Annotated in this window: 21 protein-coding genes; 14 read left to right on the top strand and 7 right to left on the bottom strand. The window is 39.7% G+C overall.

Annotated features, from left to right (window positions below; all coding sequences use genetic code 11):
* From IQ236_RS24360 to IQ236_RS24335, 6 genes are all read left to right on the top strand, one after another.
* Nucleotides 1-314, top strand: a 314-nt coding sequence (locus IQ236_RS24360; protein ID WP_193871675.1) for a Uma2 family endonuclease, incomplete at its 5' end; no start/stop codon positions are given.
* Nucleotides 315-439: 125 nt separating this feature from the next.
* Complete coding sequence (locus tag IQ236_RS24355) at nt 440-1,015, top strand: Uma2 family endonuclease (protein WP_193871674.1); 576 nt, start codon at nt 440-442, stop codon at nt 1,013-1,015.
* A 155-nt stretch (nt 1,016-1,170) separates the two neighbouring features.
* On the top strand, nt 1,171-1,545 hold the full coding sequence (locus tag IQ236_RS24350; RefSeq protein WP_193871673.1) for a hypothetical protein: 375 nt from the start codon (nt 1,171-1,173) through the stop codon (nt 1,543-1,545).
* A gap of 140 nt (nt 1,546-1,685) precedes the next feature.
* Nucleotides 1,686-1,919: a hypothetical protein gene (locus IQ236_RS24345; RefSeq protein ID WP_042156647.1), complete on the top strand. Its 234-nt coding sequence runs from the start codon at nt 1,686-1,688 to the stop codon at nt 1,917-1,919.
* A complete protein-coding gene (locus IQ236_RS24340; protein WP_193871672.1) occupies nt 1,916-2,257 on the top strand; it encodes a type II toxin-antitoxin system PemK/MazF family toxin in 342 nt (113 codons plus the stop codon). Before IQ236_RS24345 ends, IQ236_RS24340 begins: the two co-directional genes overlap by 4 nt.
* Nucleotides 2,258-2,700: 443 nt before the next feature.
* Nucleotides 2,701-3,276 (top strand): Uma2 family endonuclease, encoded by a 576-nt coding sequence (locus IQ236_RS24335; protein WP_193871671.1) that lies wholly within the window; start codon nt 2,701-2,703, stop codon nt 3,274-3,276.
* Nucleotides 3,277-3,341: 65 nt separating this feature from the next.
* On the opposite strand, the gene IQ236_RS24330 is transcribed toward IQ236_RS24335, so the two are convergent.
* Both IQ236_RS24330 and IQ236_RS24325 read right to left on the bottom strand, forming a co-directional pair.
* Nucleotides 3,342-3,656 (bottom strand): HigA family addiction module antitoxin, encoded by a 315-nt coding sequence (locus IQ236_RS24330; RefSeq protein ID WP_083623428.1) that lies wholly within the window; start codon nt 3,654-3,656, stop codon nt 3,342-3,344.
* Between the two features lie 14 nt (nt 3,657-3,670).
* Nucleotides 3,671-3,955, bottom strand: coding sequence for a type II toxin-antitoxin system RelE/ParE family toxin (locus tag IQ236_RS24325; protein ID WP_193871670.1), 285 nt, complete (start codon nt 3,953-3,955; stop codon nt 3,671-3,673).
* A 444-nt stretch (nt 3,956-4,399) separates the two neighbouring features.
* On the opposite strand from IQ236_RS24325, the gene IQ236_RS24320 reads away from it, so the two are divergent.
* The 8 genes from IQ236_RS24320 (at nt 4,400) to IQ236_RS24285 (ending at nt 15,863) form a co-directional block, all read left to right on the top strand.
* On the top strand, nt 4,400-7,519 hold the full coding sequence (locus IQ236_RS24320; RefSeq protein WP_193871669.1) for an adenylate/guanylate cyclase domain-containing protein: 3,120 nt from the start codon (nt 4,400-4,402) through the stop codon (nt 7,517-7,519).
* A gap of 262 nt (nt 7,520-7,781) precedes the next feature.
* Nucleotides 7,782-8,357: a hypothetical protein gene (locus IQ236_RS24315; RefSeq protein WP_193871668.1), complete on the top strand. Its 576-nt coding sequence runs from the start codon at nt 7,782-7,784 to the stop codon at nt 8,355-8,357.
* Between the two features lie 484 nt (nt 8,358-8,841).
* Nucleotides 8,842-9,360, top strand: a complete 519-nt coding sequence (locus tag IQ236_RS24310) for an inorganic diphosphatase (RefSeq protein WP_193871667.1) — start codon at nt 8,842-8,844, stop codon at nt 9,358-9,360.
* Between the two features lie 59 nt (nt 9,361-9,419).
* Entirely contained in the window at nt 9,420-9,779 is a 360-nt protein-coding gene (gene panD / locus IQ236_RS24305; RefSeq protein ID WP_190519734.1) for an aspartate 1-decarboxylase, read from the top strand.
* A gap of 411 nt (nt 9,780-10,190) precedes the next feature.
* The gene (locus tag IQ236_RS24300) at nt 10,191-11,099 is read left to right on the top strand and encodes an MBL fold metallo-hydrolase (protein WP_072720393.1); all 909 of its coding nucleotides are present in this window, start codon (nt 10,191-10,193) and stop codon (nt 11,097-11,099) included.
* 72 nt (nt 11,100-11,171) lie between these two features.
* The gene (locus tag IQ236_RS24295; protein WP_193871666.1) at nt 11,172-11,753 is read left to right on the top strand and encodes a cytochrome C; all 582 of its coding nucleotides are present in this window, start codon (nt 11,172-11,174) and stop codon (nt 11,751-11,753) included.
* Between the two features lie 63 nt (nt 11,754-11,816).
* Nucleotides 11,817-14,609 (top strand): hybrid sensor histidine kinase/response regulator, encoded by a 2,793-nt coding sequence (locus IQ236_RS24290; RefSeq protein ID WP_193871665.1) that lies wholly within the window; start codon nt 11,817-11,819, stop codon nt 14,607-14,609.
* Between the two features lie 6 nt (nt 14,610-14,615).
* The gene (locus IQ236_RS24285; RefSeq protein ID WP_193871664.1) at nt 14,616-15,863 is read left to right on the top strand and encodes a sensor histidine kinase; all 1,248 of its coding nucleotides are present in this window, start codon (nt 14,616-14,618) and stop codon (nt 15,861-15,863) included.
* 34 nt (nt 15,864-15,897) lie between these two features.
* On the opposite strand, the gene IQ236_RS24280 is transcribed toward IQ236_RS24285, so the two are convergent.
* The 5 genes from IQ236_RS24280 to IQ236_RS24260 all read right to left on the bottom strand — a co-directional run bounded on the left by IQ236_RS24280 (nt 15,898) and on the right by IQ236_RS24260 (nt 20,673).
* Nucleotides 15,898-16,095 (bottom strand): hypothetical protein, encoded by a 198-nt coding sequence (locus IQ236_RS24280; RefSeq protein ID WP_193871663.1) that lies wholly within the window; start codon nt 16,093-16,095, stop codon nt 15,898-15,900.
* A gap of 62 nt (nt 16,096-16,157) precedes the next feature.
* A complete protein-coding gene (locus IQ236_RS24275) occupies nt 16,158-17,777 on the bottom strand; it encodes a 2-isopropylmalate synthase (protein ID WP_193871662.1) in 1,620 nt (539 codons plus the stop codon).
* A gap of 192 nt (nt 17,778-17,969) precedes the next feature.
* Nucleotides 17,970-18,491, bottom strand: a complete 522-nt coding sequence (locus tag IQ236_RS24270) for a LabA-like NYN domain-containing protein (RefSeq protein WP_083621551.1) — start codon at nt 18,489-18,491, stop codon at nt 17,970-17,972.
* Between the two features lie 703 nt (nt 18,492-19,194).
* Nucleotides 19,195-19,839 carry a response regulator transcription factor gene (locus IQ236_RS24265; RefSeq protein WP_193871661.1) on the bottom strand — a complete coding sequence of 215 codons (645 nt, stop codon included), beginning with the start codon at nt 19,837-19,839 and terminating at the stop codon, nt 19,195-19,197.
* 396 nt (nt 19,840-20,235) lie between these two features.
* A complete protein-coding gene (locus IQ236_RS24260; RefSeq protein ID WP_193871676.1) occupies nt 20,236-20,673 on the bottom strand; it encodes a (2Fe-2S) ferredoxin domain-containing protein in 438 nt (145 codons plus the stop codon).
* Between the last annotated feature and the right edge of the window lie 191 nt (nt 20,674-20,864).

Genomic DNA, 20,864 nt, shown 5'->3' with positions numbered 1-20,864 from the left:
CTCCCGATGCGTCTTGGATCAAGTTAGAAAGATGGGAGGCTTTAACTGATGAAGAAAAACAAAAGTTTCCCCCTATTTGTCCTGATTTTGTAATTGAGTTACTTTCTCCTAGTGATAGTTTGAAGACGACACAGGAAAAGATGAAGGAATATATAGATAATGGTGTAGGTTTGGGTCTATTAATTAATCGGACATCTCGTCAAGTCGAGATTTATAGACCCGGAAAAGAGGTTGAGGTTTTAGATTCTCCTGCTACGGTTTCAGGGGAAGATGTTTTAAAGGATTTTGTGTTGAATTTAGGGATGATTTGGTAAATAGCGATCACCACTTCAAACAAATCAAACAGCGATCGCCAAGATCAAAAAGGAATATTCAGTTAATATATAATAGGATATGAGATAGTTAAAATTCTCCCCGAACATTCAATGAGGATATGACAATGAATGCTTTAACTGTCAATTTAGATTCAGTAATAAAAATGACTGATGACCAGTTTTTCAAGCTCTGTCAAAATAACCGAGAATTGAGATTTGAAAGAAATGCCAATGGAGAATTAATAATTATGCCACCAACGGGAGGAGAAACGGGAAATCGTAATGCGGGTATTACTGCTCAAGTTTGGATTTGGAATGAGCAAAATAAGGAGGGTATAGTTTTTGATTCTTCCACTTGTTTTAAATTGCCGAATGGTGCAGATCGTTCTCCTGATGCTTCTTGGATCAAGTTAGAAAGATGGGATACTTTAACTGACGAGGAAAAACAAAAGTTTCCCCCTATTTGTCCTGATTTTGTAATTGAGTTACTTTCTCCTAGTGATAGTTTGAAGACTACACAGGAAAAGATGAAGGAATATATAGATAATGGGGTGGGTTTGGGTCTATTAATTAATCGTAAATCTCGTCAAGTAGAGATTTATAGACCCGGAAAAGAGGTTGAGGTTTTAGATTCTCCTGCTACGGTTTCAGGGGAAGATGTTTTAAAGGATTTTGTGTTAAATTTGGAGATGATTTGGTAAAATTATACAGGTATTTATTTAACCAGATAAATGATTTTGGATTTATTGGGGTTAATTCTATTATTTAACTATGTGGTTATTTAATAGACATCTCCAAGAATTATGTTAGAAGCCTTGATATACCGTAACCAAATCCTAATTTCTGGAGATGTCTAATGAATAAGTTTATTCTTGAGGCAACTGATGAAAATTTAGAACTCCTGAAAAAGTTCAAAGGCAGTGAAGTTTATTGGCACACGGCAGATTTTTTTGAGTTCGATCTTAGCCTAAAAGATTCATTGTCGGTCATCTTTGATGCTTATATGGATGCACTGATGGAGTCTGAAGAAGATGATGAAGATGAAGCTATTCGTAAAATTGGATTTTCAATTGGAAGGATGCTGGTCAAAGCGGCAAGAAAAATGGGAATTTCTTCCCAAGACTATCGCCATCAATTCAATAATTATGTAACAGTCATTTGGACTCCGATCTGTATATGGCGAAAAGACGAGTCTGGTAAAATGCGTTATTCGCTAATGAGCAATTTATAATCAAACTAAGTGCGATCGCCGATCTTGTAGGTTGGGTTGAGGTGACGAAACCCAACATTAACTTTTTACCAAATTACCACCCAATATCTGAGTTATAATCAATACTATCAATTTTACACCTTAATCAAATAATTTAACTTATGTCTGCTACAATTCGTGAAGAACTTCACCAACAGATTGACCGATTACCTGATCACATTGTTGAAAAAATTGCCAACTTTACCCGATTAATTGCCACTGAGCCAAACAACATTTTAGAATATACTAATTGGCAAGATGAAGACTGGCAAAAATTTTCATTAGAGCAATTTTTCAAAGAAGAAGATGAAATTGAATATTCCCTAGCAGATGCTCAAGAAATTTATCAACCATGAAACCAGGTGATATTGTTCTAATTCGTTTTCCTCAAGCAGACTTGAAATCAGGAAAACTACGTCCAGCTTTAATTATTGCTATTTCACCAAGTCGCCATGGCGATTTATTACTTGCTTTAATTTCTTCTCGTCTCCATCAAGCTACTCTAGGATTTGACGAAATTATTAATACCTCAGATTCTGACTATATTACTACTGGACTTAAAGTGGCTTCTTTAATTCGGCTAGGACGATTAACAACTGTCGAATCATCTGTAATCAATGCACGTTTAGGAAATATCTCACCAGAAAGACTAATACGCATTAAAAATCTTTTAATCAATTGGCTAAGAAAATAAAATTAGTGCGATCGCTTATTGTTTAGAAAGCTTGATGGCGATATAATTTAGATAAAGACTGTGTAGAAAAGGAAAAAATAGCCGTGAGTTAAACAGAAATTACAGATTCTTTGCTAACTAGCACAGGTTTCTATAACCTCTTTCAAACCTTACCACTAGAAATCCGACAACGCTTTCTACAACTTTTATTTCAAAATAATTCCTCTGAATTAGAAGACTTTATCCTTTATTTAGCTTGTTAAAATTATCGAAAAGAAGGATTTTTATCTGAATTAGAGTCTCAATCTCTCTTGGAGAGTTTGCCTCAATGAAATATCGAATTGCCAAATGCTTCAAACAAATCAAACAGCGATCACCAAGATCAAAAAGGAATATTCAGTTAATATAGAATAGGATATGAGATCGTTAAAATTTCTCCCTGAACATTCAATGAGGATAGGACTATGAATGCTTTAACTGTCAATTTGAAATCATTAATAGAAATGACGGATGAGCAGTTTTTTCATCTCTGTCAAAATAACCGGGAATTGAGATTTGAAAGAAATGCCAATGGAGAATTAATAATTATGCCACCAACGGGAGGAGAAACAGGAAATCGTAATGGTAGACTAAATCAACAATTATTTAATTGGACTGATGCTGATGGTACTGGCATTGCTTTTGATTCTTCGACTTGTTTTAAATTACCAAATGGTGCAGATCGTTCTCCTGATGCGTCTTGGATCAAGTTAGAAAGATGGGAGGCTTTAACTGATGAAGAAAAACAAAAGTTTCCCCCTATTTGTCCTGATTTTGTAATTGAGTTACTTTCTCCTAGTGATAGTTTGAAGACTACACAGGAAAAGATGATAGAATATATAGATAATGGTGTGGGTTTGGGTCTATTAATTAATCGGACATCTCGTCAAGTCGAGATTTATAGACCCGGAAAAGAGGTTGAGTTTTTAGATTCTCCTGCTACGGTTTCAGGGGAAGATGTTTTAAAGGGTTTTGTGTTAAATTTGGAGATGATTTGGTAAATAGCGATCGCTCCTTCAAAAAAATCAAACAGCGATCGCATTCCCCATACCCAAAATTTATCTATCTAAACTTGAACTAACGGCTGATTGTTTATAGATGAACGAGGTTGAATCGTCTTTTTAATTTCTTCTCCCGCTAACTCTTCGGCTAGGCGTAACTCATAAGCTTTTTGCAAATTAAGCCATAGCTCTGCACCCGTGCCAAACCATCGTCCTAGACGTAATGCCGTGTCAGCAGTAATACCTCTTTGCCCTTTGAGAATTTGCGTAATCCGATTTGTGGGTATATGGAGCGATCGCGCTAATTCTGACGCACTAATTCCAAGTTCTTTTAATTCATCAGATAAGATTTCGCCAGGGTGAATTGCAGGTCTTGGCATAGTTTTTTTCTCCTTTAGTGATAATCGACAATTTCGATATGAAATGGGCGATTTTCTGTTTCTGTCCACTCAAAACAAATACGCCATTTGTCATTTATGCGGATGCTGTACTGCCCTTTTCTATCTCCGCCTAGTGCCTCAAAACGATTACTTGGCAAAGCCATTAAGGATTCTTTATTAGGTGCGGCTTCTAGGATTTCTAGGCGTTTGTATGCTTGTCTTTCAAATGCCTGAAATTCTTTGACACGATCGCCCGCAGCAAATGTGGCTGTGCGTTTGTCTTTATATTTTTGAGGCATAGGCAAGTGTTATGCGTTACGTCAAACATAACATTTATATCGCAATTTCGCAAAAAATCAACCAGCGATCGCCTAATCATCACGACTCACAGGAATAGCGATCGCAACGGTCTACGCAAGTACACTATATATAGCGTGTTTGCGTAAGTCCTGACCGATTAAAATCCGTGATATCCTCTTAAATCTGTGAGTCCGATTGCCTCTAGCCCTATTTTTTCAAAATTGGTACAACAAAACACAGACAGCAATCTATACTAAATGCAACAATAGTCCCACAAACCCCATTCACCCCAAATGAAATTAAATTGAGCAAGTTGTCTATATCCAAAGTAAACTGGTAAATAGTATTTCTGTATGTCTTACTTTCTTTTGATAGTTCAAAGCTTAAATTTTTATTAACTTTTCCCTTGGTATTGTTTTAGCCCTGGTTTATTTAAAATGACTATGAAATCTGCATCCCCAACCAATTCTGTATCGGAAGAATCCACCGTTGTTTCAGCACAAGTTGTTGATGTAACGATTGATGTAGCTGCTGTTAAAGAATCCACAACCGATTGCAATGGCAATCAACCCCCAACTTCAAGAGGGGGTGAAACCCCTCAACAAACACCTGCTTCATCAGAAAAAAGCGGGGGGTTAGTTGTTACGCACCAACAGGGCGGTAATTTCTCCTCTTTTTTAGCGCCTTTAACTAAAGATAATTTTGTTCAAGTCGTTAAAGAAGTTGAGGACAAACTCAAAACCGTTAATCAAACCTTATCGATGCTGAATAATCTGCTCGATGCTCAAGGGTTTGAGGAAATTCTCAATGAAATGTTGCGATCAATTACGATCAAAATTGGGGAATTACTCAATGCAGATCGGACCACAATCTGGCTAGTTGATGAAGAAAAACATGAACTCTGGTCAATTGTAGCCGGAGGAGCAGAAGGAAAACCCCTAGAATTGCGAATTCCTTCAACAATAGGAATCGCCGGAGAAGTTGCCACAACCCGATCTGTTGTTAATATTCCCTACGATTTTTACGCTGATCCACGTTCTGCCGCTGCCCAGAAAATGGATCAGAAAAACGGATATCGGACTTATACCATGCTGGTCATGCCTCTATTAAATGATGAGGATGGACTGGTAGCAGTCGTGCAGTTACTCAACAAATTAAAACTGAATTCTGCACCTTCACTGCCCTTAGATGAAAAAATAGATTTTGAGGGGTTTACCCCAGATGATGAAAAAATATTTGAAGAATTTGTTCCCTCCATTCGCCTAATTTTAGAATCCTCTCGCTCCTTCTATGCTGCTACCGTTAGACAACGGGCTGCTGCTGCTTTAATGAATGCGGTCAATGCCCTAAGTAAGAGCAGTTTAGACTTAGAAGAAACCTTAAAAAATGTTATGGATCAGGCAAAAGAATTAATGAATGCCGATCGCAGTACCTTGTGGTTATTAGATGAAGAAAAAGGAGAACTTTGGACAAAAATTCCCATTGGGGGCAAGTTAGTTGAAATTCGTATTCCTCAACACGCTGGATTTGCTGGAATTGTTGCCCAAAGTGGTGCTCCGTTATTAATTCCCTTTGATCTTTACAACGATCCTCGCTCTGAAACCTCTAAACAAACTGACCAAAAAACCAAATATCGGACGTGCAGTATGTTATGTATGCCCGTGTATAATGCTGATGATCATCTGATTGGTGTGACTCAGTTAATTAATAAGAAAAAACAAGGAGATTTTCCGGCTTATGATCCGACTAATTGGCCGGAAGCCCCGGAACAATGGAAAGCCAGCTTTAATAACGATGATTTAGAATTCATGCGGGCGTTTAATATTCAAGCGGGGGTGGCACTGCAAAATGCTAAATTATTCCAAAAAGTCAAAGAACAGGAACAACGACAAAAAGATATTTTGCGATCGCTTACAAATGGCGTGATTTCAACCGATAAAGATGGCAAAATGATTGCCACAAATGAATGTGCAATGGAACTCTTAGGACTGCGGGAAGAAGATGTTGTTCAAGGGCGTTCTGTTCGGGATTTACTTCAGATTAAAGAAGGAGATTTTGGCAAATGGTTTGATGCGGCTTTAGCCCCGAAAGATTCCAAAGATCGCCAACAATATTATCCCGATCAAACCTTATTATCGGGAGCGTCTCAAGAACCTCGGAGTATTAATTTATCGATTAATTCCATGTCCGATATTAACAACCCTGAAAAAGTCAGTGGGGCGTTAGTCGTCATGGAAGATATTAGTGGAGAGAAAGAAGTTAAGAACTTAATGTATCGCTATATGACCCCAGAAGTGGCAGAACAACTGTTAGCGAGTGGCGATACGGGCTTAGGTGGAAAACGCAAAGATGTCACGGTTTTATTTAGTGATATTCGCAGCTATACCACCTTAACGGAAAAACTACAAGCGGAAGAAGTTGTTACCATGCTCAACTCCTATTTTGAGGAGATGGTAGACACCGTATTAGGGTATAAAGGAACCCTCGATAAATATATCGGGGATGCGTTAATGGCCGTGTTTGGATCTCCGGCTCCCTTAGAAGATCACCCCTGGATGGCGATGCAAGCCGCTGTTGAAATGCGCTACCGTTTAGCGGAATACAATGAAGGTCGCGTAGCCCAAGGGTTAATGCCCATTAGTATTGGTATGGGTCTGCATTCCGATGAAGTGGTATCAGGAAATATTGGGTCGAGTAAACGGATGGAATTAACCTCCATTGGGGATGGAGTTAACTTAGCGTCTCGTTTAGAAGGAACCAGTAAACAATATGGCACGGATATTATTATTAGTGAGAATACCTATACTCATTATGCGGATCGGGTGATTGTTCGGGAACTAGATTTCATCACGGTGAAAGGAAAAAGTCAACCCGTGAGAATTTATGAACTCGTGGGAATTCGAGAAGGGAAATTAGCTCGACCTCTTTCCGAAAAACAACAACAGATTATCGATCATTATCGTCAAGGACGGCAATATTATCTTAAACCGGCAACGGAAAAATTAACCGATGCGGAAATTGTCCCCATATTAGAAGAACTCGAAGAAATCACCGAAGCTCAGATGAAAAAACTGTCCTATGATGATAAAGATTTGTTAGGACAAATGTTGGTGAAAAATTCCTTGAAGAAACTAACCGAGATGTTAGATGAAAACACAATCAAACGGTTAGCCGTAGAAGAATTTAAACAAATGCCCAGCGAAGAAGCTTTAGGGGTGTTACCGGACAAAATTAAGGGATTAACCCCCCGCGAAACCAAAAAACTATTCATTGCTAAACTGAAACAGTTTACAACGGATGTTAATACCCAAGAAATGTTAGAAAATGAAGCAACGGAAATGGCTTTACCGAAACTGCGGAAAATGATTGATTTAGCTAAACGAAAATTTGCACTTAAAGCCAAAGAATCCTTGAGAAATGCCAAACGGGAATTTCTGACGGTACTAGAAATTGATCCCAAGAATAAAGCGGCTAAATTACACGTTGATCGCTGTATTCTCTATGAAACCACCCAACCCCCGGATGAAACCTGGGATGGAGTTTGGAATTTGACCGAAAAATAGCACCCGTTAATCGAGCGTGGGATTCTATAAGGTAAAATGATTGTGTAACTTTGGTGTTGCACAACTATTGTTCAAAGACTGAGGCATGAAAATGGACGCTAATCTCATCGGGTAAAGTCCGGGTTTGACCTGCAAAGTTAAGATTTTTGAATAGAATTTAATCTGACGCAGTTGAACGTCATAAACTAAATTTTAGATGAATAGACGCGCTCGTTTCCAAACTTCCCACTTTTTATTATGATTAACAATCAGAGAGTAAGATATGCCTAGAGTTAGTTCACAATTATCCGATCTTCAGTGGGTTAAGCAAGTTCGTGACTTGTTAATTGAAGTGGCACGGGCTTCTTTAGCCGATAGTCCGAAATTGCCGGAGAGTGTTGGCACTCAAGCACTGCCTTTAGCTCAAAAAGCCCAAACGATTCTGCAAAAAAACAGCAACACAGCCAATCATCAAACGAGTTGGCAATCTCAAAAAAGCCAATGGATTGAGGACGTGCGACAATTGTTGTTGGAATTGTCTCGAATTGCTTTAGCAGAACGACCCAAACTCCCTGAAAATATTGCTCAACGGGCCTTGACTTTAGCAGAAACCGCCCAGGATATTCAGGAAGTTTCAGATGATTCAGGACGAGATGACCTTTCAGGGCATGATGATGATGAAGCCGATGATTCTTCTGGAGAAACAGCCTTGTCCGTTAATGATTTATTCAAGCGTTTAAAAGAGTGTTTAACGGTCGAATCTCAAAACAGTCATCAAGTTGGAGATGCTCAATGGCAGCAATTGTTAACATTACTTGACATGGTTCAGGATACCTATAACAGAATCCCAAAATCTTGAGCGATTCTGAGGGCATTGAGAGAGGTAGAGAAATTTACCCTAGGCTTTGAACAGCAGAAATTTCTCCCAATCTCTCTATAAAGGACGAAACACTTTCCTTGAGTTTGTGCTATATTAGAATTTAGGAATTGTAATTTTTAAACAATTAATATCAAGCAGTCGTAGCTTTTATTTATGGAATCAGATAGTCAACCAGCCAGGTCTAGTGAAAAATCTACTGATAGATTGGCAGACCTCATTGGAACCTTTATCGCTGTGTTAACCTTAACGCTACCTTTGCTTGCGATTGCCCGCTATTCTCCCAGCCAAATTAATCCTTGGCAGTCTTATCCCCCTAATTACCCATCAATTCAGAAGTAGGGGGTATGGGCTGTTGACTTTCTTTGAGATCCTCTCCCCCCTTGGAGGAAATGCCCATCCCCTTTAGAATGCTATTGGGGGAATGCCCCTAATTTGATTATTGCAACAGCTTGGAGAACGACTCGTGGATTTATCAAAAATTCCGCCCCAACCTAAACCGGGTTTAATTAATGTTTTGATTGAGATTCCCGCCGGAAGTAAAAACAAATACGAATACGATAAAGACTTACAAGCCTTTGCTCTGGATCGTGTGCTGTTTGCTTCGGTGCAGTATCCTTTCGATTATGGTTTTATTCCTAATACCTTAGCCGATGATGGAGATCCCTTAGATGGGTTGGTGATTATGGATCAACCCACCTTTCCCGGCTGTGTGATCACAGCCCGACCCATTGGAATGTTAGAAATGGTAGATGGGGGTGATCGAGATGAAAAAATTCTCTGTGTTCCCGCCGCCGACCCCCGCTATGCAGACGTAAAATCCCTTAAAGATATCGCTCCCCATCGCCTCGAAGAAATTGCAGAATTTTTCAGAACCTATAAAAATCTGGAACGGAAAGTCACGGAAATTTTAGGTTGGCAAGATGTTGATCAAGTGGCTCCCCTGGTTGAGCAGTGTATTCAAGCTGGAAAACCCAAAGGTTAATTCCCGTTCAACTTCAATCCTTTAGGATGACATAGGAGACAAATCCAACTTTCACAACCATGCACCGAACACTACTATACGCTAAGATTCATAACTGTACTTTAACCGCAGCTAATGTTCACTATGTGGGAAGTATCACCATTGATCAATCCTTACTCGATGCTGCTGGAATCTTCGTTCATGAACAGGTACAAGTCGTGAATGTTGCCAATGGGGAACGGTTTGTCACCTATGTTATTCCCGGCGCTGCTGATTCCGGTGCGATCGAATTGAATGGAGCAGCGGCTCGTTTGGGGGTAGTGGGCGATCGCTTAATTGTCATGTCTTATGCACAATTTTCCCTCGAAGAAGCAACCACCCATCAACCTAGAGTCGTGTTTGTCGATGAGAATAATCGAATTGTGGAAATTCGAGGCTAAAATGAACTGGGTCGTTCACCTCTGTGATAAAATTCAACAGGTTGTTAACCTACCTGCACGGCTGAACAGACCCGGAGTGCAGCCCTGCTCTGGCTGTAACTCGCTAAAAAAAATCAGGGAATCTATCAGCCCATTGACTCTCTCGGTATTTTAGTCCGATGGCAACGGCTGATAGGGAAACAGAATTGAATAGGCCCCTTGGGGTGCAGGGTGTCTCCCTAAGTCATACGGGGCTATTATAGGAGAGAGTGGGATGTATAGATTGCATCACCACAATCTTCAAAGTATAGGTCAGCCCCAACTCGCTTTGTCGGGTTAAGGCTCATCCTAATCAAGCAGGAAGCCTACACACAATACCCCTAGGTTAGTGTAGGGTCAGTCACCGTTCTACGTCCAAGGCTAAAACAAACGATGCCAGTTTCTGATCCGCCAGCCCAGAACCCAAAGTCCTCTGATGAAGCAACCCCCATGGACAAGAACTCTTCGACCGATTTTTCCGTGCGATTCTGGGGGGTAAGAGGTAGTATACCCACGCCCGGATCTCAAACGGTTCGATATGGAGGCAATACCTCCTGTGTAGAAATGCGCTTGGGTGAAAAACGCTTAATTTTTGATGCGGGTACAGGCTTAAGAGTTTTGGGGCTGGATCTGCTCAAACAGATGCCTGTGGAAGCCTATCTGTTCTTTTCCCATACCCATTGGGATCACATTCAAGGGTTTCCGTTTTTTGTTCCGGCTTTTATCCCGATTAATCGCTTTCATATCTATGGTGCGATCGCCCCAGATGGCAGTACAATTAAAGATCGTCTTTGTGATCAGATGGTTCACCCCAATTTCCCCGTCCCTATTCATGTGATGCAGTCGGATATGAAGTTCTATGACTTATCACCGGGGGATGTGCTGACGTTGGATGATATTAAGATTGAAACGGCTCCTTTAAATCATCCTAATGTAGCGGTCGGATATCGAGTCACTTGGCAAGGGCGCACGGCGGTTTACTGTACCGACACCGAACATTTTCCAGATCGCTTCGATGAAAATGTTCTCCACCTAGCTAGGGAAGCCGATGTTTTCATTTATGATGCCACTTATACCAACGAAGAATATCATAATGACAAATTTCCTAAAATTGGTTGGGGACATTCGACTTGGGAAGTGGGGGTGGAAGTCGCTAAAAAAGCTGGGGTGAAACAGGTGGTCATGTATCAACATGATCCGTCCCATAACGATGATATTCTCGATCAAATTGAAGCTCAGGTACAAGCTGTTTTTCCCAATGGGGTTGTAGCCCGGGAAGGCATGATTTTAAAACTCAACTAACAACCTATTCTCAGACAGAAGGTGTCACTTTGGGCTAGGATTTCAGGTGATGTTTGCAGATGGGTTTTGGTTATGGGTTTTCTCAGTCAAGAACAAAATCAGCAGCAGCACAGGCAAACGGGATGGTTTTCTTCCTGGCTGTCGGTTATGATTGTTGGCATCTGGAGTATTAGCATCGCGTTAGGGATGGTACATTCCCTGAATGCAGCGTCTCCATCACAGAAAAATGATCCGGGACTCATTATTACTCAAATGGCGAGTGTAGATAGCATAGAACCCGAATATCAATTAGGATTAGAACTGTATCTCAACACTTGTTCAACTTGTCATATTCCCATTCCTCCCCAAGTCTTTCCCACCCAAACCTGGCAACAAATTATTCAAGATGAACAACATTATGGTGCGACGCTTCAACCCTTAGATGGGCCCTCATTGTTGTTAATGTGGAAATATCTTCAAACCTATTCCCGTTCAATTCCGCTTCAGGAAGAAGCTATCCCTTATCGGTTCAATCGTTCTCGTTATTTTAAAGCGCTGCATCCCCGTGTTGAGTTTTCTCAACCGGTGACGGTGAATAATTGCGCCAGTTGTCATCCCGGTGCATCGGAATTTAACTACCGCAATTTAACACCGGAGTGGGAAAATTCTCCTTAAGTCTACACCCGAATTGATCAGGAGAAATCGTTGTTTTTAATAAAAATCCTGAAGCTAACTAATATGATATTATCATTATCTCCCTTGTTTCGTTGGTTGAATATCCGGCAAGGAATTCCCCTCCGTTGGGTACTTGTTATTCCCTTTTTATTAGAAATTTCGATTGCTGTGGGTTTAACAGGTTGGTTTGCTTTCCGACATGGAGAAAAAGCGATTAATGAACTGGCACAACAAATTGAAAATGAAGTGAGTTTTCGGATTCAACAACACTTAAATACTTATCTTTCTACCCCCCATCAAATTAATCAAATTAATGCCGATGCGGTTCAATTAGGATTATTAGATCTCAAAAAATATCCTGAAGTCGGGCATTATTTTTGGAAACAAATTCAAGCTTTTGATGTGGGTTATATTTATTATGTACTTCCTACGGGAGAATATGCAGGAGCCGGGTATTTTTTAGATTTGAAGAAAGCTACTATTGATGAATTGTCTCCCCAAACTCAATGGAAAGCCAATACTTATGCAACGGATCAGCAGGGAAATCGGATTCGGTTAATGGCTTCCTATAATGATTATAACCCTAGAAGTGAAGCGGCATATACCGATGCTGTGAGAGATCGAAAACCCGTTTGGAGTCAGATTTATCAATGGGATAATTTTCCTGATATTATTTCAATTTCTGCGAGTTATCCCCTTTATAATACTCGCAATGATTTAGTTGCAGTCTTGATTACAAATTTACGTTTATCCCAAATTAGTGAATTTTTAAAACGCTTAAAAATTAGTGAGTCTGGACAAACTTTTATTTTAGAACGGAATGGACTTTTGGTGGCGAGTTCCTCCTCAAAACCGCCTTATCAAATGGTGAAGGGTGTGGCAAAACGGCTGAATGCGGCGGACAGTCAAGATGTCATGATTCGAGAAACGTTTAAGGCTTTAACTGAAAAATTTGGTCAAGTTAACTCGATTATGACCGATCAATCTCTTCAGATTTTTATTAATAATCAATATCAATTTGTTAAAATTACTCCTTGGAAAGATCAATGGGGTTTAGATTGGTTGATTGTGGTGGTGGTTCCTGAATCGGATTTTATGAATCAAATTAATGCCAATACTCAAAAAACCATTATTCTTTGTATTGTTGCTGTGGGACTTGCTACCTTATTCGGATTGTTAACTGCTCGTTGGATTACTGAAAAAATTCTTTGGCTGAGTTATGCTTCCCAGCAAATTGCCAATGGAAATCTTAAACAAAAAATTAATATTAATGGCATTAAAGAAATTAAGATTTTGGGTAATTCTTTTAACCAAATGGCTCAACAATTACAACAATCTTTTACCGTTTTAGCAACCGCCAATGAAAGCTTGGAACAACGAGTTGAAGAACGCACCACACAACTCCAAACGGCTAAAGAAGAAGCTGAATCTGCGAATCAAGCAAAAAGTGAATTTTTGGCGAATATGAGTCATGAATTACGGACTCCTTTAAACGGAATTTTAGGTTATGCTCAAATTTTGCAACGGGAACCGAATCTTAGTCCTAAACACTTACAAGGACTGCATATTATTTATGAGTGTGGTTCCCATCTGTTAACCCTGATTAATGATATTTTAGATTTTTCTAAAATTGAAGCCCATAAATTAGAACTTTATCCGGTAGACTTTAATTTAGAATATTGTTTATGGGGAATTCGAGAAGTTTGTCGGTTGAAAGCTGAACAAAAAGAATTAAAATTTATTGACCTAGAATTAACACCGTTACCTTTAGGAATTCAGGGGGATGAAAAACGGTTACGTCAGGTTTTGTTAAATCTATTAGGAAATGCGATTAAATTTACGGATGAAGGATCAGTGACTTTCTCTGTACAAGTATTATCTGAGTCTCCAGAAATTCCATCAGGGGAAAGCCAATCTTTTATCCCTAAAATTTATACGCTGCGATTTCAAGTTGAAGATACGGGAATTGGGATGACGGCTCAACAAATTGAAAAAATCTTTTTACCCTTTGAACAAGTTGGAGAACAGGAGCGAAAAGCAGAAGGAACTGGGTTAGGGTTAGCCATTAGTCATCAAATTATAGAGATGATGGGAGGCAAAATTAAGGTTGAAAGTACCCTCGGAAAAGGTAGTCGCTTCTGGTTTGATGTAGACTTTCCCGAAGCAGAAGAGCAGTTAGTTAAAACTCATCAAACTCAACAAAAAATTGTCGGTTATCAGGGAGAAAAACGTACAATATTAATTGTAGATGATCGCTGGGAAAACCGAGCCGTTATTATGAATCTTTTACAACCTATCGGGTTTGAAGTTAGGGAAGCAACTCAGGGACAAGAAGGGTTAAAAAAGATCAAAGAAGGGTTTCCTGATCTGGTGATTACAGATATAACGATGCCTGTTTTAGGTGGGTTAGAAATGACCCGACAATTAAGATCAGATTTAGAATTTTCTGATTTGATAATTATTGCTTCTTCGGCTTCTGTTTTTAGTTCAGATCGAGAGGAATGTTTAAAAGCAGGCTGTAATGGTTTTTTGCCTAAACCCATTCAAGAACAAAATTTATTGAATCAACTCCAACACTGGTTAAACTTAATTTGGATTTATGAAAACTCAGACACTATCGCCGTGACTCCCCGGTCATCCCCATCTGTTGATTCTTTCATTATTCCTCCTCCTGAAGAACTGACTCAGTTGTACGATTTGGCAAGGGGAGGCTATATTTTAGAAGTTCAAAGTGAGGCTAATCGAATTAAGGAGTTAGATGATCAATATATTGCCTTTGCAGATTATATTCTACAATTATCTGAAGCGTTTGAAGATGAAGAGATTATTCGACTTATTCAACCTCACCTTATTTAAAAAATCATGAAAAATCCCCCTCATTCCTATTCGATTTTAATTGTGGATGATAATCTTACCAATATTAAATTATTGCTAGATATTTTAAATCAGTCTGGCTTCCGAGTTTCCATTGCCAAAAGTGGAGAAAATGCCTTAGTTAAACTTCAAGAAAACTTACCCGATTTAATTTTATTAGATGTGATGATGCCGGGAATTGATGGCTTTGAAACCTGCCGTCAGTTAAAGGAAAATCCAAAAACAAAAGATATTCCAGTCATTTTTATGACAGCTTTGAGTGAGTTAGTAAATAAAGTTAAAGGGTTACAAGTGGGAGGAGTTGATTATATTACAAAGCCTATTGAACCTGAAGAAGTATTAGCTCGAATTCATGTGCATTTACAATTAAGAAAAATGCAGCTTCAGTTAATTCAAACGGAAAAAATGTCGAGTTTAGGTCAGTTAGTCGGAGGGGTAGCTCATGAAATTAATAATCCGATTAATTTTATTTATGGAAATATCTTTCATGCTCAAAAATATGTCCAAGATTTATTGAAAACTATCGAGCTTTATGAACAATATCTTCCCCCTGATATTCCCGAACTTAAAACCTGGTCTGAAGAAATTGATTTTGACTTTTTAAAAGATGATCTTCCTCAACTTTTATCTTCTATGGAAATAGGCGCCAACCGCATTCGGGATTTAGTGCGATCGCTGCGGGTTTTTTCTCGACTTGATGAAGCACAATTAAAAGAGATAGACGTAAAAGAAGGGATTGAAAGTACATTAATGTTATTAAGTCATCGCCTTAAACCAACTTCCCATCGTCCTGAAATTGAAATCATTCAAGATTATGACAAATTACCTCTCATTGAGTGTTATGCGAGTGAGATCAATCAAGTTTTTATTCATATTTTCAATAATGCTATTGATGCGATTGATAGTCAAGCGATCCTGTTAGAAAATAATTCTAAAACTCTGACTGTATTTGTCCCTCAAATTCGGATTAAAATTGAATCTGTTACTGAGCAACATTTATTAAAAATTAATATTGCTGATAATGGGGTTGGGATGTCTCCTGAAGTTCAACGCCGCAGTTTTGATCAATTTTTCACAACTAAACCTGTGGGACAAGGAACGGGTTTAGGATTAGCGATCACCTATGCTATTATTGTAGATAAACATGGCGGAACCTTAACCTGTAATTCTGAAGTTGGACAGGGAAGCGAGTTTAGGATAACCTTGCCCTTTTCTCAGGAAAAAAGGTTAAGTTAAGGGAAATTAAGGGATCAAAAATAACCTATAACCCTTAATTCCTGATTTCCGGGGCAGGAGTTCTAACCCTTTGAGCATTCTGATAAACCCACAATCCTAACCCAGCTAATATTAAGCTTAAAATTGCCATAATCACGACAAAAACTTTTTTCATTTTCATCGTTTCGGCTTCATATTCCAACAGCATTTCCTGTTTAATTCTTTTCTTTTCGTCAAAAGGTTCTGGATTCATATTTATTAAGGATTATGGGTTGACAGTTGACGGTTAACTGTTAACCGCCAACCGCCTTTTAATTAACTGACCGAAGTTTCGACCACTTCTGAAGATTGAGGATTAATTCGGGGTTGGGAATCCGCATACAAGCGATTGAGAGCATTCAAATAGGCTTGAGCCGAGGCGACAATAATATCGGTATTGGCGGCATGACCGGAAAAAACCCGGCCTTCATGACGTAAACGAATGGTGACTTCACCAATGGCGTCAATTCCAGCCGTTACCGACTGTACCGAAAACTCAATTAACTCATTAGAAACATTAGCGACTCGGTTAATCGCCCGATACACCGCATCCACTGGGCCAGTACCAATGGCCGCATCGGTTAATTCTTGGCCGTCCGGGGTGCGGACTGTGACCGTAGCGGTGGGACGCGATTGATTTCCACAGGACACCTGTACAAATTCCAAATGGAATAATTCTGGCGCCTGTTGAATTTCATCATTAACAATCGCTTCCAAATCCCAATCCGTGATTTCTTTTTTCTTATCGGCTAATTCTTTAAACCGAACAAAGGCTTTATTCACCTCATCTTCGGTTAATTCAAATCCCAATTCCCGCATCCGAGTTTGAAACGCATGACGCCCGGAATGTTTGCCCAAAACAATCAAGTTATCATTCAAGCCAATGGATTGAGCATCCATAATTTCATAGGTGCGTTTATGCTTTAAAATCCCATCTTGGTGAATTCCCGACTCATGAGCAAAAGCATTCGCTCCCACAATAGCTTTATTGGGTTGGACTAACATTCCCGTTAAGTTAGACACCAAACGAGAGGTTTTGTAGATTTGGCGAGTGTCAATATGGGTTAAGGGTGTTTCCGACTCCGCAGGACGACCCAAGAACGGGTTAAAATATTGGCGTCGGACGTGTAACCCCATCACCAATTCTTCTAACGCTGCATTTCCAGCCCGTTCTCCAATGCCATTAATGGTACATTCCAACTGACGCGCCCCATTTTTCACCGCTTCTAAGAAATTGGCAACGGCTAAACCCAAATCGTTATGGCCATGAACGGAAATAATCGCTTGGTCAATATTGGGGACATTATCTTTAATCCCTTTAATAATTGCCCCAAATTCTGCCGGAGTGGTATAACCGACCGTATCAGGTATATTAACCGTTGTGGCTCCGGCTGCGATCGCTCGTTCTAAAACTTGATAGAGAAATTCCGGGTCAGACCGTCCCGCATCTTCGGGAGAAAACTCAATATCATCGACAAAGGATTTGGCATAGGCCACCATTTCTGAAGTAATGTCCAACACCTCAGACCGGGTTTTTTTGAGTTTATATTCCAAATGGATATCAGAAGTGGCAATAAAGGTATGAATTCGGCGATGGACCGCCGGGGAAACAGCCTTCGCCGCTGCTTCAATATCTCCCTTGACAGCCCGGGCTAAACTACAAATTACCGGGCCATCTTCCGTTCCCACCGTTTCAGCAATGCGCGAAACTGCTTCAAAATCCCCCGGACTAGCAATGGCAAATCCTGCCTCAATCACATCCACGCCTAAACGGGCCAATTGTCGGGCAATCACGAGTTTTTCATCGACATTCAAGGTCGCCCCCGGACATTGTTCGCCATCCCGCAAGGTGGTATCAAAAATAATAATTCGGTCAGGGTTGGGTTGAAATTTCATGAGGGAAAATCCTGTTGTAAAGGTTAAAAATTGACCGTTACACCTGGGAGGTTAACAGTTGAAGAACTTTCGATGCGTTTGATTAGAATTTGTGTTGCTTCCCTGGGGGGAAGGCAGCATATCAGTAGCGCGGATAGCCGATGGAGTCTTGATTTTCAGGATCATGATTTCTACGGTTGGTCAGACCAAATTTTAATAATCAGTTTTTTCAATTTGTTCTCGAATATCATTCAGATCAATATAACGATCCGTTGCATTACGGAGTTCTCGTGCGATCATTCCTTCTGTAGAAACAACGGTAATATGAGTATTTTTAGATCGTAACAGTTCAATCGCGCGTTCAAAGTCCCCATCCCCACTAAATAACACAACTCGATCATATTGGTCTACGGTATTAAACATATCTACAACAATTTCAATATCTAAATTGGCTTTTTGGGAGTATCGCCCAGAACTATCATCGTAATATTCTTTTAAAATTTTTGTGCGAACTGTATAACCTAGACTAATTAACGCATCTCGGAAACCTCGTTGATCTTGGGGGTCTTTGAGTCCTGTATACCAAAAGGCATTGACTAAGGTAATATCCACTTGTTCCGTTTTGAAATAAGTCAAAACCCTTCGGGGATCAAAAAACCAACCATTTTTTTGTTGAGCATAGAACATATTGTTACCGTCCACAAATATAGAAAGACGGTTTTTTACGTTAGGCATAGAAACTTAAGACCTAATATTTGTAGTAAAGAATTTAATCTAAATATTCTATCTTACCATCCCTAATCAAAGAAAGTCTCTCGTTCAACAACTGCTGTTGTTTCCCCATGAATCTTTCATCGGATAGATGTAAGAATATAATTTGATCCTACCGTATGAATGCAGTACAAACTAGCCCTTAACAGAAGAAACATAAACCTTTATCAATTCGTTGGGTATTGATTGGATTAACCCTTGATTATTTAACGACTTGAGCCATTTTTTAACACACCAAGTTATATCCTGATTTTTAGTGTTAATCATTGGGCTGAGGTTAATTTTACTCCGTGTCAATAAGTGAGAAACCCAGGAACAAGGTAAAACTTTATTGGCTAGTCTTTGGCAAGATTCCGTGTTACAGGAAACTGTTAACACGAAATGAAACTTAAGATTTAGCCCTATTGGTTTCTATCACTTCTGGGTCTGGACGATGACAACAGTTAAGGATTTGGTTGTTACTGATCTACAATATAGAAATAGTCTATAACCTTTCTAGTATACCGAATAAAGGAACAGTCCTCGTAATCTTAATCACCTCAAGGTAAATTTATTGAGGGGATTAGCCATAACTCCCCAGCCATCCTAGTTTCTGTTTATCCTTGTCCTTGGATCTGGAATTGTTATCCTGTTTCTGTTGTTTCCCGCTACTGAACACTTAGATATTCTAGGCTTTTTTGCTTTCTAGTGCCCATCGAGCCAGTTCTGTGCGATTATGAAGGCCTGTTTTTCCCAACATATTGCTCACATGACTTTCAATCGTGCGTTGACTGACTTTCATAATCCGAGCAATATCACGGTTTGCTAAACCTTGGGCGACTAACTGTACAACCCTTAACTCCGTTGGAGTTAGTTCTACATTTCGACGCACCCGTAATTTAGGGCCATTATCCACATTGGGATTTTGGCGCTGAGTCAAACGGGACGCTTGCCGCAGGGAAGACTCCACTTGAGCCACTAATTCTTCAGGTTCAAAAGGCTTAACAATATAGACATCGGCTCCGGTATTCAAACCTTTAACTTTATCTTGGCTTTGTCCTTTTGCTGATAAAAATAGAACAGGAATCCATCCGGTACGCGGATCTTCTCTAATTTGCTTAACTAGAGTATAGCCGTCCATTTCTGGCATCATAATATCGCAGATCATCAGATCAGGAAGTTCTTGTTCGAGAATTTCCAATGCTACTCTGCCGTTCTCTGCGGTGATGACATCATATCCCCGAAATTCTAAATAATCCCTGACCAATAAGACCAGGTTGGGGTCATCATCCACCAGCATGAGTCGTTTTTGTTCTCCGTTACTATCCTTCATTTTAAATATGTTCCAATGGAGAATCCTGCAACATCAAGGACAATTTTTGAGATTGATTCAAGGAGCCGGATGAACAGCTTTTTATTGATCTTGGGACTCAAAAACCTTGATTGTCGTACATTTGACTACCCCTGAATTAGGGAGACATTTCTCTGAAGTCAGTCGTCTCCTGATTTAGCTGTCATTGACATCCTCCCGACACCAACGATCAAGCTTATGGTGCGGGTCTTCTGGCTCCCATTTTTGATAAAACAGCGCTCTGAAAAATAGATATATAGGCAAGTTTACGACATTTTACTAAGAAATGATCCAATATCTATCATACCGGAAATCGGATCTGTATAAGTTACAAATGCTTAAGCAAAAAAAGACTTAACGTTTCAATAGATTTCTTAGCTAATCCTTGACCTCTGGTGGGACACAAGAAAAACAATCCGGTAGAGGATGGGTGAGAAACACATACTCTTCTACTACTTGAGAACCCAAAATATGCTCTTGGAGAATTCGTTCAATCACAGTTGGTGTTGCAGAATGATACCAAACCCCATCAGGATAAACCACTAAAATAGGGCCATGAGTACAAACACGCAAACAATTAGCTTTGGTTCTGAACGTACAACCGGGTTGAGTCTCTGTCGGCTGATCCAGTTTTAACTCAGCTAATCGTTTTTTCAAATAGTTCCAAGCTTCTAAACTCTCTTCCTTAGAGCAACAGAGGGGTTTAGTTTGATCCGCACAAATCAAAATATGGCGCTGAATTTTATCTAATCCCAAAGCTTGCACCGCTTTCACCAGAGGTTGAGTCCCTAAACCCGACTCAGAAGCGGCAATCATCGCAGATTCAGACGAAGATGACATATAATTACGCAAATTTACCCAAAAAAGCTTAAAACTCTATCGTAACAGGTCGTAATCAGTTATCAGTTATCAGTTATCAGTTATCAGTCATCAGTCATCAGTCGTTAGATGTAGCTAACGTCTACCGCATTACTCCACACCAGCCTTGTCCGTACAGCAGTCAATGA

The sequence above is a fragment of the Planktothrix mougeotii LEGE 06226 genome, from assembly GCF_015207485.1.
Lineage (GTDB): Bacteria > Cyanobacteriota > Cyanobacteriia > Cyanobacteriales > Microcoleaceae > Planktothrix.
The sequence above is the reverse complement of the archived record's forward strand: the minus strand, read 5'-3'. Positions and strand labels throughout refer to the sequence as shown.